12 protein-coding genes are annotated in these 12,707 nt (G+C 72.5%); 6 read left to right on the top strand and 6 right to left on the bottom strand.

Going from position 1 to position 12,707, the window contains the following annotated elements; all coding sequences use genetic code 11:
• Positions 1-96 precede the first annotated feature (96 nt).
• The 6 genes from K5S26_RS02170 to K5S26_RS02145 are packed head-to-tail and all read right to left on the bottom strand — an operon-like array spanning position 97 to position 7,444.
• Entirely contained in the window at positions 97-1,005 is a 909-nt protein-coding gene (locus K5S26_RS02170; protein ID WP_372454379.1) for a TatD family hydrolase, read from the bottom strand.
• Positions 1,002-2,579 carry a methionine--tRNA ligase gene (metG, locus tag K5S26_RS02165; RefSeq protein WP_221855538.1) on the bottom strand — a complete coding sequence of 526 codons (1,578 nt, stop codon included), beginning with the start codon at positions 2,577-2,579 and terminating at the stop codon, positions 1,002-1,004. Before metG ends, K5S26_RS02170 begins: the two co-directional genes overlap by 4 nt.
• A gap of 56 nt (positions 2,580-2,635) precedes the next feature.
• Positions 2,636-4,177, bottom strand: a complete 1,542-nt coding sequence (locus K5S26_RS02160) for a gluconokinase (protein ID WP_221855536.1) — start codon at positions 4,175-4,177, stop codon at positions 2,636-2,638.
• Between the two features lie 29 nt (positions 4,178-4,206).
• Complete coding sequence (locus tag K5S26_RS02155; RefSeq protein WP_221856006.1) at positions 4,207-5,235, bottom strand: zinc-binding dehydrogenase; 1,029 nt, start codon at positions 5,233-5,235, stop codon at positions 4,207-4,209.
• 29 nt (positions 5,236-5,264) lie between these two features.
• Positions 5,265-6,059: an SDR family oxidoreductase gene (locus K5S26_RS02150; protein ID WP_221855534.1), complete on the bottom strand. Its 795-nt coding sequence runs from the start codon at positions 6,057-6,059 to the stop codon at positions 5,265-5,267.
• A 2-nt stretch (positions 6,060-6,061) separates the two neighbouring features.
• Positions 6,062-7,444, bottom strand: coding sequence for a GntP family permease (locus K5S26_RS02145; RefSeq protein WP_221855532.1), 1,383 nt, complete (start codon positions 7,442-7,444; stop codon positions 6,062-6,064).
• 129 nt (positions 7,445-7,573) lie between these two features.
• Here K5S26_RS02145 and K5S26_RS02140 point away from each other — a divergent pair, with 129 nt between their 5' ends.
• From K5S26_RS02140 to phnE (K5S26_RS02115), 6 genes are all read left to right on the top strand, one after another.
• The gene (locus K5S26_RS02140; RefSeq protein ID WP_221855531.1) at positions 7,574-8,287 is read left to right on the top strand and encodes a FadR/GntR family transcriptional regulator; all 714 of its coding nucleotides are present in this window, start codon (positions 7,574-7,576) and stop codon (positions 8,285-8,287) included.
• A 2-nt stretch (positions 8,288-8,289) separates the two neighbouring features.
• Positions 8,290-9,003, top strand: a complete 714-nt coding sequence (locus K5S26_RS02135) for an HAD family hydrolase (protein WP_221855529.1) — start codon at positions 8,290-8,292, stop codon at positions 9,001-9,003.
• A 102-nt stretch (positions 9,004-9,105) separates the two neighbouring features.
• Positions 9,106-10,095 carry a phosphate/phosphite/phosphonate ABC transporter substrate-binding protein gene (gene phnD, locus K5S26_RS02130; RefSeq protein ID WP_221855527.1) on the top strand — a complete coding sequence of 330 codons (990 nt, stop codon included), beginning with the start codon at positions 9,106-9,108 and terminating at the stop codon, positions 10,093-10,095.
• A 52-nt stretch (positions 10,096-10,147) separates the two neighbouring features.
• Positions 10,148-10,951, top strand: coding sequence for a phosphonate ABC transporter ATP-binding protein (gene phnC, locus K5S26_RS02125; RefSeq protein WP_221855525.1), 804 nt, complete (start codon positions 10,148-10,150; stop codon positions 10,949-10,951).
• Positions 10,948-11,766 (top strand): phosphonate ABC transporter, permease protein PhnE, encoded by an 819-nt coding sequence (gene phnE, locus K5S26_RS02120; protein WP_221855523.1) that lies wholly within the window; start codon positions 10,948-10,950, stop codon positions 11,764-11,766. Before phnC ends, phnE (K5S26_RS02120) begins: the two co-directional genes overlap by 4 nt.
• Complete coding sequence (phnE, locus tag K5S26_RS02115; protein ID WP_221855522.1) at positions 11,766-12,614, top strand: phosphonate ABC transporter, permease protein PhnE; 849 nt, start codon at positions 11,766-11,768, stop codon at positions 12,612-12,614. The genes phnE (K5S26_RS02120) and phnE (K5S26_RS02115) overlap by 1 nt, the downstream gene beginning before the upstream one ends.
• Positions 12,615-12,707: the final 93 nt, after the last annotated feature.

Genomic DNA, 12,707 nt, shown 5'->3' with positions numbered 1-12,707 from the left:
GAGCGAAACGCTACCGCCGTGCTCCTTCACCGCCTCGCGCCTTCGCCCCTTCGTGGAGGAGCAGCGACGCGATCGACCCTGTGGACGAGACGAGGGTCAGAACGCGCCGTAGACGTCGAGCGTGTTCGCCGCCAGCCGGGCGCAGAGGTCGTCGACCTCGACGCCCAGCTCCGCGGCCATGAAGCGCACGGTCACCGGCACGAGGTACGGCGCGTTGGGGCGCCCGCGATGCGGAACGGGCGTCAGGAACGGGGCGTCGGTCTCGACGAGGATGCGCTCGCGCGGCGTCACCGCCAGAGCGTCGCGCAGGTTCTGGGCGTTCTTGAACGTGAGGTTGCCGGCGAACGACAGCCAGTAGCCCCCTTCCGCGGCCTCACGGGCCATCTCGGCGTCGCCCGAGAAGCAGTGGAAGACGGTGCGCTCGGGCGCCCCGACGCGGGCGAGGGCGTCGAGCACGTCCCGGTGCGCGTCGCGGTCGTGGATCTGGAGGGCGATGCCGTGCTTCTTCGCCAGGGCGATGTGCGCCTCGAACGACGCGTGCTGGGCCCGGCGCTCCGCCGTCCCCGTCTCGGCCGCCTCCGGCGTGCGGAAGTAGTCGAGTCCCGTCTCCCCGATCGCCCGCGCCCGCGGGTGCGCGGCGAGCTCGTCGATCGCGGCGAGGGCCTCGTCCAGCCGACCGGCCGCCGCATAGACGGGCGCGTCGTTCGGATGGATCGCGACCGCGGCGAGCACCCTCGGGTGCGCCTCGGCCGCGGCGACCGCCCAGCGCGACGACTCGATGTCGCCGGACGCCTGCACGACGCCGGCGATGCCGGCCGACACCGCGCGGTCGAGCTGCTCGTCGAGGCTCAGCCCGATCTCGCCGTCGGCGATCTCGAGATGGCAGTGGTTGTCGTACACGGGCACCGCGAGCGGCGCCGGCGCCTCCGGATAGCGCAGGTCGCGCCGGCCGTCCTTCGACCGCTCGCGGACGTAGGTGTCGGGCACCTCGCCCGTCACGGTCAGTCGGCCTGCTCGATGCGCGGGAACAGCGGCGACAGCGCGCTCGTCGCGGCGCCCGCGGGCAGCAGGCCCCACGCGCCCGCCTCGCGCAGCGGCTGCGCCTCGAGCGCGCCGAGCGCCGGCTCGGCGCCGAGCGCGTCCCAGAGCTTCGCGGTGGCCTGCGGCATCACGGGCGAGAGCAGCACGGCGAGCGCGCGCAGTCCCTCGTTGCAGGTGTAGAGCACGGTCGCGAGCCGTTCGCGCTGCGCGTCGTCCTTCGCGAGCGCCCACGGCTCGTTGTCGGTGATGTAGCCGTTCAGCTCGTCGACGATCGTCCAGACGGCTCGGATGGCCTCGTCGATCCGGAACCGGTCGATCGCGGCGTCCGCCGCCGCGGCGGCATCCGCCACCGTGCGCTGGATGGCGCGGTCGACGTCGGTGTACTCCCCCGGCGTCGGCACGGCCCCGTCGAAGTACCGGGCGGTCATCGCGACCGTCCGCGAGGCGAGGTTGCCGAAGCCGTTGGCGAGCTCGGCCTGATAGCGGGCCGACAGGTCCTCCCACGAGAAGGAGCCGTCCTGGCCGAACGCGATCGCGGACAGGAAGTAGAAGCGGAACGCGTCGCTGCCGAAGGTCTCGACGAGCGTCTCGGGCGCGATGCCGGTCGCCTTGGACTTCGACATCTTCTCGCCGCCCACGAGCAGCCAGCCGTGCGCGAACACGCCGCGCGGCACCTCGAGGCCGGCGGCCATCAGCATCGCGGGCCAGATCACCGCGTGGAACCGCAGGATGTCCTTGCCCACCACGTGGTGCGCGGGCCAGCGGCGCTCGAAGGTCTCTTCGTCCGAGCCGAAGCCGACGGCCGTGGCGTAGTTGAGCAGGGCGTCCACCCAGACGTAGATGACGTGCGACTCGTCCCACGGCACGGGGATGCCCCAGTCGAACGCCGAACGCGAGATCGACAGGTCCTTGAGACCCTGCTGCACGAACGCCGCGACCTCGTTGCGCGCCGACTCGGGCTGCACGAAGTCCGGGCGCTCGCGGTACAGCTCGAGCAGGCGGTCCTGGAACTCGCTGAGCTTGAAGAAGTAGTTCTTCTCCTGCAGCAGCTCGAGCGGCTTCGAATGGATCGCGCAGACCTTGAGGCCCTCGAACGGACCGGTGCCGTCCATGATGTCGGCCTCGGTCTTGAACTCCTCGCAGCCGACGCAGTAGAGCGCCTCGAACTCGCCGGCGTAGATGTAGCCGCGGTCGTAGATCGCCTGGACGAACTTCTTCACGCCGTCCTCATGGCGCTCCTGCGTGGTGCGGATGAAGTCGTCGTTCGCGACGTCGAGCGTGTTCAGCAGCGGGAACCACGCCTCGGTGACGAGCTTGTCGACCCACTCCTGCGGGGTGACGCCGTTCGCCGCGGCGGCGCGCATCATCTTCTGGCCGTGCTCGTCGGTGCCCGTGAGCATCCAGGTGTCGTCGCCCGCCTGCCGGTGCCAGCGCGCGAGCGCGTCGACCGCCACCGTCGTGTAGCCGTGCCCGATGTGGGGCACGTCGCTCGGGTAGTAGATCGGCGTGGTGATGTAGAACGAGCGGCCGGAAGTCACCCGATCATCCTAGTTTGGCCGGACCCCGCCCGTTGCGCGCCCGCGACCGGCCGAGCTCATCGGTCCAGCGGCAGCGACGGGGCGAGCTTCTGCAGGCGCGCGTTGGCGGGCAGCAGGGCGTCGTAGAGCTGATCGAACAGCGGCAGCAGGGTCGCGTACACCGCCGCCTCGGCCGGCTCGGGCCGCACGCGGGTGGACACGGGGATCATCTGGGCGGCCACGTCGATGGACTCGATCAGCCCGAGCGCCTGCATGCCGAGCAGGGCGGCCCCGAACCCGGAGCCCTCGTGCTCCTCGGGCAGCCCGATGGCGGTCCCGAGCGCGCCGGCGAGGGTCTGCTGCCACAGCGGGTGCTGCATGACTCCCCCGGTGGCGCGGATCTCTTCGATGTCGAGGCCCGCGGCGCGCATCGACTGCAGCACGAGCGACAGCTGCAGGGCCACGCCCTCCACCGCCGCGCGCACGAGGTGCTCGCGGCGGTGGGCGCGCGTGAGCCCCACGTAGGCTCCGCGAGCGACGCTCGACCAGTGCGGGGCCCGCTCGCTCAGCAGGTACGGCAGCATGAGCAGGCCGCCCGACCCGGCGGGCACCGTCGCCGCCTCGTCCAGCAGCTGGGCCGCCGACGGCGCGTCGTCCTCGGCGTCGACCGCGCCCCGAGCGATCTCCGAGCGCACCCAGTCGAGGGTGACGCCGCCGTTGTTGATCGCGCCGCCGATCACCCAGCGGTCCTCCGTCAGCGCGTAGCAGAACACGCCGCCGCGCGGATCGACCGCGGGACGCGACACGGCGACGCGCAGGGCGCCGCTCGTGCCGATCGAGCAGGCAGCGACCCCGGGGCGCACTGCGCCCACCCCGAGGTTCGCGAGCGGGCCGTCGCCGGCGCCCACGACCACCGGCGTCGCCATCGGCAGCCCGGTCGCCGCGGCGGCCTCCTCCGTCAGCCCGTCGAGCACGTCCGTCGTGGGCACCAGCTCGGGCAGCTGCTCCTGGCGGATGCCGGCCAGCCGCAGGGCCTCCTCGTCCCACTGCAGCCGGTGGATGTCCATCAGCCCCGAGGCCGACCCCAGCGAGTGGTCCGTCACGAGGGCGCCGCACATCCGCAGCAGCACCCAGTCCTTGATGCCGCCCCAGAAGGCCGCGCGCTGGCGGATCTGCGGCTCCTGCTCGCGGAACCAGATGAGCTTCAGCAGCGGCGACATCGGGTGGATCGGCGTGCCGGTGCGGCGGTGCAGGGCGAGGCCGCCCGACGAGGCGCGCACGCGCTCCGCCTGCGCCGCGGCACGCGTGTCCGCCCAGGTGATCACGGGCGTCAGCGGGTTCAGCTCGTCGTCGAGGGCGAGGAGGCTGTGCATCGCGGACGAGAACGACAGGCCGGCGATGCGGTCGACGCCGATCTCGGCGACCACCTCGCGGACGCCCTCGTAGACGGCGCCGAGGATCAGCTCGGGGTCCTGCACCGCGTGCCCCGGGTGCGGCTCCTCCAGCGGGTAGCCGTGCGACGCGGAGGCCACCTGCGCGCCGCTCACGTCGTAGGCCACGGCCTTGGTCGCCGTCGTGCCCATGTCGACGCCGATCACCACGTCGCGCCTCGTGCCCATGCCCGCTCCCCCGTTCCCGACCGCGCCCGTCACCGCTCCGCCGCGGCGTCGTCGCCGAGCTCTACGACGACCTTGCCACTGCGACGCGAGTCGCGTGCGAGCTCGAAGGCCTCCGTCGCGTCGTCGACGGACAGCACGTGCGTGACCACCTGCTCGATCTCGGGACGGCGCAGCAGCAGCGCCACGGCCTCGTCGATCTCGTCGTGGAAGCGGAACGTGCCGCGCAGGTCCACCTCCTTGGAGATGAACGGAGCCAGGTTCACCGGCCGCGGCTCGTCCGGCACCATGCCCACCTGGACGACCGTGCCGCGGCGGCGCACGGCCACTCCGGCGGACCCGATGGCGGCGGCGACGCCCGAGCACTCGAGCACGACGTCGAACCGCGACACGGGCTGCTCGTCGGCCCCCACGCGGATCACCTCGTCCGCCCCGAGCGCGCTCGCGCGCTCCAGCGGCTCGGCCAGCACGTCGGCGACCGTCACGTGCGCGGCGCCGCGGGCCTGCGCCGCGGCGAGCGCGAGCAGGCCGATGGGTCCCGCCCCGGAGACCAGCACGTTCGCGCCGGCCAGATCGCCGGCCCTCGTCGCGGCGTGCAGCGCCACGCCCAGCGGCTCCGCGAGCACCGCGCGGCGCACGGGCAGGCCGTCCGGCAGGACGCGCACCATGCCCGCGTCGACGACCAGCAGCTCGGACATGCCGCCCTGCGTGTGCGGCCACGTCGAGGCGCTGCCGAGGTACGAGCCACCGGGCCACAGGTGGGGATCGTCCTCGATGCCGCGCTCGGGCGTCCCGAAGCGCGCGGGGTGCACGGTCACGGGCGTCCCGGGCGCCAGGCGTCCGCTCGGGTCGAGGTCGACCCGTCCCGACAGCTCGTGGCCCGGCACGAGCGGCTCGCGCACGACGTACTCGCCGTTGGCTCCCTCGAAGTAGTAGTGCAGGTCAGACCCGCACACGCCCACGAAGTCGACGCGGAGCCGCACCTCGCCCTCTCCCGGCTCGGATGTCGTCGTCTCGCGGATCGCCATCCGCTCCCGGCCGTCGATGTACACGGCACGCATGCTGCTCACTCCCTCTCACTCCCTCTCGCTCACACGACGGCGGTCATGCCGCCGTCGACGAAGATGTTCTGTCCCGACACGAAGCTCGACGCGTCCGACGCGAGGTAGAGCAGCGTGCCCGACAGCTCGCGGAAGTCGCCCCAGCGGTGCGCCGGGGTGCGGTTCACGAGCCAGGCGTTGAACGCCTCGTCCTCGACCAGCGCGCGGTTCATCTCCGTCGCGAAGTAGCCGGGCGAGATCGCGTTGACCTGCACGTTGTGCCGCGCCAGGTCGGCGGCCATGCCCTGCGTGAGCAGGGCGACCCCGCCCTTGCTGGCGGAGTAGGGCGCGATCGTCTGGCGCGCCAGCTTCGACTGCACCGAGGCGATGTTGATCACCTTGCCGGAGCCCCGCTCGATCATGCCGGGCGTGACGAAGCGCGACACGTAGAACGCGCTCGACAGGTTGCTGGCGATGACCGCGTCCCAGTCGGCGGGGTCGAACTCCGCGATCGGCGCGCGGCGCTGGATGCCGGCGTTGTTGACCAGGACGTCGGGGACGCCGTGCGCGGCGATCACCGCGGCCACGCCGGCCTCGACCGCCGCGGAGTCGGTCACGTCGAACCGCACGGCGTCGGCGACCGACCCCGGCGCGGCGTCCTCGAGCCGGGCGCGTGCCGCGGCGAGCGCGGCCTCGTCGCGACCGTGCAGCACCACCCTCGCGCCCGCCTCCGCGAGCGCGAGGGCGAGGGCCAGGCCGAGGCCGCGGGACGAGCCCGTGACGAGCGCGAGGCGACCGTCGAGCCGGAACAGGGACGGGCCCGCGGGGGTGTCGTCTGCGGCCACGGTCAGAAGATCGCGTAGACGGCGAGCACCAGCACGAAGCCGACCACCGACTCGATCGCCTGCTGCACCGTCCAGGTCTTGAGGGTGGTCTTGACGTCCATGTCCATGAGGCGCCCGACGAGCCAGAAGCCGGAGTCGTTCACGTGGCTGGCGAACACCGATCCGGCGGCCGCGGCGAGGGTGATCGCGGCGGTGTCGACCACGCTGAAGCCGGCGGACGTCACGGCGGGAGCCAGCAGGCCCGCGGTCGTGACGAGCGCCACGGTCGCCGATCCCTGCGCGACGCGAAGCGCGACGGCGATGACGTAGGCGGCGAGGATCAGCGGCATGCCCCAGTCGGCGAGGGTCTCTGACAGCGCGTCGCCGATGCCCGAGGCACGCAGCACGCTGCCGAACATGCCGCCGGCACCGGTGATGAGGATGACGGACGAGACCGTGCCGAGGGTGCCCTCGACCAGCTTCTCGAGAGCCGAGCCGGTCTCCCCGCGGAACTTGCCGAGCACGAGCAGGGCGACGAGCGCCGTGATGAGCAGCGCGACGGGGGACGTGCCGATCAGCATCAGCGCCTGCACCCAGGTCTGGTCGCGGTCGACGGCGCCGACCGAGCCGAGCGCGTTGAGGCCGGTGTTGAGGAAGATGAGCACCAGCGGCAGCAGCAGGATCGCGATGACCGTGCCGAACTTCGGCGGGTTCTTCGGCTGGTCCTCGTCCGTCGCGCCGAACAGCGCCGGCACGATCATCGGGTACCGCGAGTTGACGAACTTGCCCCAGAGGTAGCCGGAGACGTACCAGGTCGGGAACGCGATGACGAGGCCGATCAGCATCACGATGCCGAGGTCGGCGCCGAAGAACTCGGTGGCCGAGACCGGACCGGGGTGCGGCGGCAGGAAGACGTGCATGACGGAGAACGCCGCGGCGCCGCTGAAGCCGTAGAGCAGCAGGTTCTTGCCGCCGATGCGGCGGGCGACCGCGAAGATGATCGGCAGCATCACCACGAGGCCCGCGTCGAAGAAGATCGGGAAGCCGAGGATCAGCGACGTGAGGCCGAGCGCGAAGGCCGCCCGCTTCTCGCCGAAGATCGACACCATCTTCTCGGCGACCACCTTGGCGCCGCCGCTCGACTCGATGAGCCGGCCGAGGATCGCGCCGAGGCCGATCAGCAGCGCGACCGAGCCGAGGGTCGAGCCGAAGCCGCTCACCAGCACGTCGTTGACGAGCACGCCCATCGGGAGCCCCGTCGCGATGGCGGTGAGCAGCGAGACGACGATGAGCACGAGGAACGCGTGCAGCCTGACCTTGATGACGAGGAACAGGATCAGGGCCACGGCGGCCGCGGCGATGCCGAGCAGCGGTGCGGCGCCCAGCGTCTGGGTCCAGTCTTCCATGGGTTTCTCCGTTGAAATCGATTGGGCACCGGCCCGCGCCGGCATCGGCGCGCGGCGGTCTGGTGAGGAAAAGGTACTACTTTTCCACCGGGTAAGGTATCACCATTCCGAGACGGCGAGGGAGGCGTGATGGCCATCGGCATGCATCGAGATGTTCTGGACGATCTCGGCGGCCGGATCGCGTCGGGCGAGCTCGCGCCCGGAACGGTGCTCACGCTCTCGCTGATCGAGAAGGACTCCGGCGCCTCCCGCACCGTGGTGCGCGAGGCGGTGCGCGTGCTCGAGAGCATCGGCCTCGTCGCCTCGCGCCGACGGGTCGGCATCACGGTGCAGCCCCGCGAGAGCTGGGACGCGTTCTCGCCGCAGCTGATCGCCTGGAACCTGCGGGGGCCGTTCCGCCAGCAGCAGCTCGAGGCGCTCGCCGAGCTGCGCGTCGCCGCCGAGCCCATGGCCGCCCGGTTGGCCGCCCGCCGGGCGACCGCCGCGCAGCGGGCGGAGCTGCGCCGGCTCGCCGACGTGCTGGTGGACCTCGGTAGCCGCGGACTCGGCGACTCGGACCCCTACCTCGCCGCCGACGTCGAGTTCCACGCCCTGCTGCTCGCCGCGTCGGGCAACCCGCAGCTGGCGGCGCTGGCCGACCCCGTACGGGCGGTGCTGGAGGGGCGCACGCGCCTCGGCCTGACGCCCTCCGTTCCCGCCGCCGGCACGCTCGAGAACCACATGCGCGTGGCCCTCGCGATCGTCGACGGCGAGGCGGAGACGGCCGAGCAGCACTCCCGCGCGCACATGCACACGGTCTGGGCCGAGCTCGCCGAGCCCGGCGTCTGGACGCGTACGGTCTGAGCATGACCCGGCAGCCGCGCACCGCCATCCTCGACTTCGACGGCACCGTGTGCATCGGCGACGGACCGGCGCTCGCCTACGCGCGCCGCGTCGCCGAAGCCCATCCGTCGCTCGCCGACCTGCCCGCCCGGATCGCCCGATGGAGCGCCGGCGAGGCGCTCGACGAGTTCGCCGACGCGGCCGACGGCTACATGGCGGTGCAGCAGGCGGCGCGCGCCGCCGGCATCGGCGCCGACGTGACGGACGCCGCCTTCCGCCACGCACGCGACGCCCTCGCCGGCGAGGGGCTCGGCGTCCGGACGCCCGAGGGGTTCGCGACGCTCGCGCGCGACCTGCGCGCGGCCGGGGTCGCCGTCGTGCTCGTGACGAACGCGCCCGCGTCGGGCCTCGACCGCATCCTCGCCCTCCTCGGCGTGGACGACTGCTTCGACGACGTGGTGGCCGACGCCGGCAAGCCCGCCGGTCTCGGCGCTCTGCTCGACGCGCTCCCCCATCCCGTGACGCACGACACCGTGCTGAGCGTCGGCGACATCTGGCGCAACGACCTCGCGGTCCCACAGCGGCGCGGCGCCGCCACCGCCCTGATCGACCCGCACGGCAGGGGCGGCGGCACCCCGGACGCGCGCGCCGCCACCTTCGAGGGGCTCGAGCCGTGGATCCGTTCCTGGGCCGGCATCGACGAGAGGCACGGACGCCGCCGCGTTACGAGTTCGTGAACGATCGGTGACCCGACGCTGTCGCGGGGATATGTTCGGACTGGCCGCGCGCGGTCAGCTCGTCCCCATCCGGCCCAGCCGGCGCATGCTCCAGGAGGAACCATGAAGCTCAGGACGCCCGCGGCCCTGCTCGCCGCCACCGCGACCGCCCTCGTGCTCGCCGGCTGCGGCGGCGGCCCCAGCACCGGGACGAGCACCGAGCCCGCTGACGGCGAGGATCCCACCGAGCTCGTGCTGGGCCTGGTGCCGTCGCAGGACGTCGACCAGCTCGTGCTCGACGCCGAGGAGCTCGGCACCCTGCTCGAGGAGGAGCTCGGCGTCCCCGTCGAGACCAGCGTCTCGAGCGACTACACGGCGCTCGTCACCGCGATGCAGGCCGGTCAGGCCGACATCGGCATGTTCGGCCCCATCGCCCTGGTGCAGGCCGCCGATCAGGCCGGCGCCGTGCCGGTCCTGCAGTCGGTGCGATACGGCTCGTCCACCTACGTCACCCAGTGGTACACGGCCGACACCGACCGCTTCTGCCTCGACGAGGTCGTCACCGACGAAGAGGGCTACACGTTCTGCAACGGCACCGACTCGGCCGAGAACGGCCCCGTGGGCGAGGACGCCCTCGCGTCCATCACCGCCGACGAGACCATCGCGTTCGTCGACGAGGGCAGCGCCTCCGGCTACTACTACCCGGCGACGCAGCTGCAGCAGGTGGCGGGCATCGACCCGCTCGACCTGACGAACGCGTTCTTCGCCGGCGGTCACCCGAACGCCGTGCTCGCGGTGGAGAGCGGCGACGCGACCGTCGGCGTCAGCTTCAACGACGCACGCACGGAGGTCGTGGAGGAGATCCCGACGATCGGCGAGGATCTGACGGTGTTCGCGTGGTCGACGGACATCCCGAACGACGGCGTCGCCGTATCGGGAGACCTCTCCGAGGAGTGGCAGCAGCGGATCGCCGACGCGTTCCTCGCCGTCGCCGACACGGACGACGGCGTCGCCGTGCTGCAGGCGGTCTACAACATCGACGGACTCGTGCCCGCCGATCTCGACGCGCTCGACGCGGCACGCCAGGTCGCGGCCAACTTCGGCGACGAGTGACCCTCCCCGGCCGCACACGCGGCCGGCCCTCCGATCCTGCGAGGCACCATCCGTGATCGAGTTCGACGACGTGACCGTCACCTACCCCACCGGCACCAAGGGGCTGGACGGCGTCACGCTGACGATCCCGCGGGGCCAGTTCGTCGTGGTCGTCGGCCTCTCCGGCGCCGGGAAGTCCACGCTCATCCGTGCCGTCAACGGCATCGTGCGCGTGAGCGGCGGGCATCTCACGGTGGACGGCGAGCGGGTCGACGGCGCGCGGGGCCGACGGCTGCGGCTGCTGCGCGCCCGCATCGGCATGATCTTCCAGTCCTTCAACCTGGTCGAGCGGTCGACCGTGCTCGCCAACGTCCTCACCGGTCGGCTGCACGCCACGCCCTGGTGGCGCGCGCTGCTCGGGGCCTGGCGGCCGGACGACGTCGAGCTGGCCTTCCGCGCGCTCGAGCGGGTCGGCATCGTCGACAAGGCCTACAACCGGGCCTCGGCCCTGTCGGGCGGGCAGCAGCAGCGGGTCGCCATCGCTCGCGCGCTCGCGCAGGAGCCCGCCGTGATCCTCGCCGACGAGCCGGTCGCGTCCCTCGACCCGCCCACGGCGAACATGGTCATGCGCGACCTGCAGCGCATCAACCGCGACCTCGGCATCACCACCGTCGTCAACCTGCACTTCCTCGACCTCGCGACGCGATACGCCGACCGGATCATCGGGATGCGGGCGGGCAGGGTCGTCTTCGACGGCACCGCGGCGGAGGCCGACGACGCCGTGTTCGCGCAGATCTACGGCCGCGCGCTCAACGCCGACGACGTGCTGCCGGGACCGGCGCGGACGGCGCCCGGCACCGACCCGGAGACGGCGTGACGGCGCCCGCCGCCGACGCACCCCGCGCGGCGGTGACCCGACCGCCCAGGCCGCGGCCCCGCCCCTTCTTCCTGATCGTCGGCGTCGCGGCCGTCGCGATGACGGTCTGGGCGGGCATCCGCATCCAGTTCACGCTGGAGCCCCTGTTCGTGGGCAACCCGCGCGCCTGGGGCATCGTGTCCCAGTACCTCACGCCGAACTGGGCGTTCCTCGCCCGGCCCGCGGTCGCGTCGGCCTGGATCGAGACGCTCGTGATGGCGGTGCTCGCGACGCTCGTCGGCGCCGTGGCGGGTCTCGTCTTCGCCCTGCTCGCCTCGCGCGCCACGAACCGTTCCAGCTGGCTCCTGCGGCTCGTGCGGTGGTTCCTCTCGGTGCTGCGCTCGCTGCCGGAGATCGGGTACGCGTACCTGATGGTCGCCATGGTCTCCACCGGGACGCTCGCCGGGCTGCTGGCCCTGGCCGTGTTCAACACCGGCATCATCGCCAAGCTCACGAGCGAGACCGTCGACGCCGTCGTCACCGGGCCCCTCGAGGCGGCCGACGCCGCGGGGGCGACGACCTTCCAGCGCTCGCTCACCGCCGTGCTGCCGCAGGTCTGGCCGGGGTTCCTGTCGTACGTGCTGTACGTGTTCGAGATGAACCTGCGCGCGTCGGCCATCATCGGCCTCGTGGGCGCTGGCGGCATCGGGTCGCTGATCAACGTGGAGCGCGCCCGGTTCCACTACGACAACGTGTCGGTGATGATCATCGGCCTCGTCGTGATCGTGATCCTGCTCGACCTCGTCTCGCGCGCCGCCCGGCGAAGGCTCATCTGATGTCCGCGCCCGCCGTCCGACCGCCGGCCCCGCCGAAGTGGCCCGTCACGCTGGCCTGGCTCGCCGGCGCCCTCGTCGTGGTCGGGTGCGTGTGGCTGCTGGGCGCCGACTGGGGGCGCCTGTTCGGGCTGCCCGAGGCCGTCGTGCGCTACGCCGGGCTGCTGTCGCAGGGGATCTTCCGCAACCCGTTCGCGGACCCGCAGTCGGAATGGTGGACCGTCGCGTTCCAGTTCATGCTCGACTCGATCTCGATCGCCTGGATCGGCACGCTGATCGGCGCGCTGCTGTCGCTGCCCCTCGGGTTCCTGGCGGCGCGGAACGTCGCACCCGCATGGGTGGTGGGCATCGCCCGCACCGTGCTGAACGTCGTGCGGGCGATCCCGGAGTTCATCCTCGCGATCGTGTTCCTGCTGCCGCTGTGGGGCTTCCACCCGGCGGCCGGCGCGATCGCGCTCGGCATCGGCTCGGTCGGCACGCTGGGAAAGCTCACCAGCGAGGCGATCGAGGGCCTCCGGCCGGGCCCGGTCGAGGCGCTCCGCGCGACAGGGGCGGGGCAGCTGGCGGTGCTGCGCTGGGGCATGCTGCCCCAGGTCCTGCCCGAGATCGTCGCGTTCTGGCTGTACCGGTTCGAGATCAACATCCGCGCCGGCGCCATCCTCGGCGCGCTCGGGCTCGGCGGCATCGGCTTCCTGCTCGAACAGCTCTTCAACGGCCGCGAGTGGGACAGGCTCGGCGTCGCGCTGCTCGTCACGATCGCCGTGACCATCGCCGTCGACCAGCTCTCGGCCGCCGTGCGGCACCGGATCATCGGCGGCGACGTGAGCGAGGGCCGCGCGACGGCGGTCTGACCCCCTCCCCGGCGTCGTGAGTGCCATGTGACACTCACGCGCGGGCGCCGAGTGCCATATGACACTCGGGGGACAGGGGCCGCGCAGTACGCT

Origin of the sequence: Microbacterium marinilacus, assembly GCF_019753765.1 — a bacterium.
Classification (GTDB): domain Bacteria; phylum Actinomycetota; class Actinomycetes; order Actinomycetales; family Microbacteriaceae; genus Microbacterium; species Microbacterium marinilacus.
The sequence above is the reverse complement of the archived record's forward strand: the minus strand, read 5'-3'. Positions and strand labels throughout refer to the sequence as shown.

What these genes read in the sequence shown, in the direction of transcription:
- K5S26_RS02155 (WP_221856006.1), bottom strand. Translation starts at nt 5,235, where the DNA reads ATGCGTGCCGTGTACATCGACGGCCGGGAGCGGATGGCGATCCGCGAG.
- phnD (WP_221855527.1), top strand. Translation starts at nt 9,106, where the DNA reads ATGAAGCTCAGGACGCCCGCGGCCCTGCTCGCCGCCACCGCGACCGCC.
- K5S26_RS02160 (WP_221855536.1), bottom strand. Translation starts at nt 4,177, where the DNA reads ATGGGCACGAGGCGCGACGTGGTGATCGGCGTCGACATGGGCACGACG.
- K5S26_RS02135 (WP_221855529.1), top strand. Translation starts at nt 8,290, where the DNA reads ATGACCCGGCAGCCGCGCACCGCCATCCTCGACTTCGACGGCACCGTG.
- K5S26_RS02145 (WP_221855532.1), bottom strand. Translation starts at nt 7,444, where the DNA reads ATGGAAGACTGGACCCAGACGCTGGGCGCCGCACCGCTGCTCGGCATC.
- K5S26_RS02140 (WP_221855531.1), top strand. Translation starts at nt 7,574, where the DNA reads ATGGCCATCGGCATGCATCGAGATGTTCTGGACGATCTCGGCGGCCGG.
- phnE (WP_221855522.1), top strand. Translation starts at nt 11,766, where the DNA reads ATGTCCGCGCCCGCCGTCCGACCGCCGGCCCCGCCGAAGTGGCCCGTC.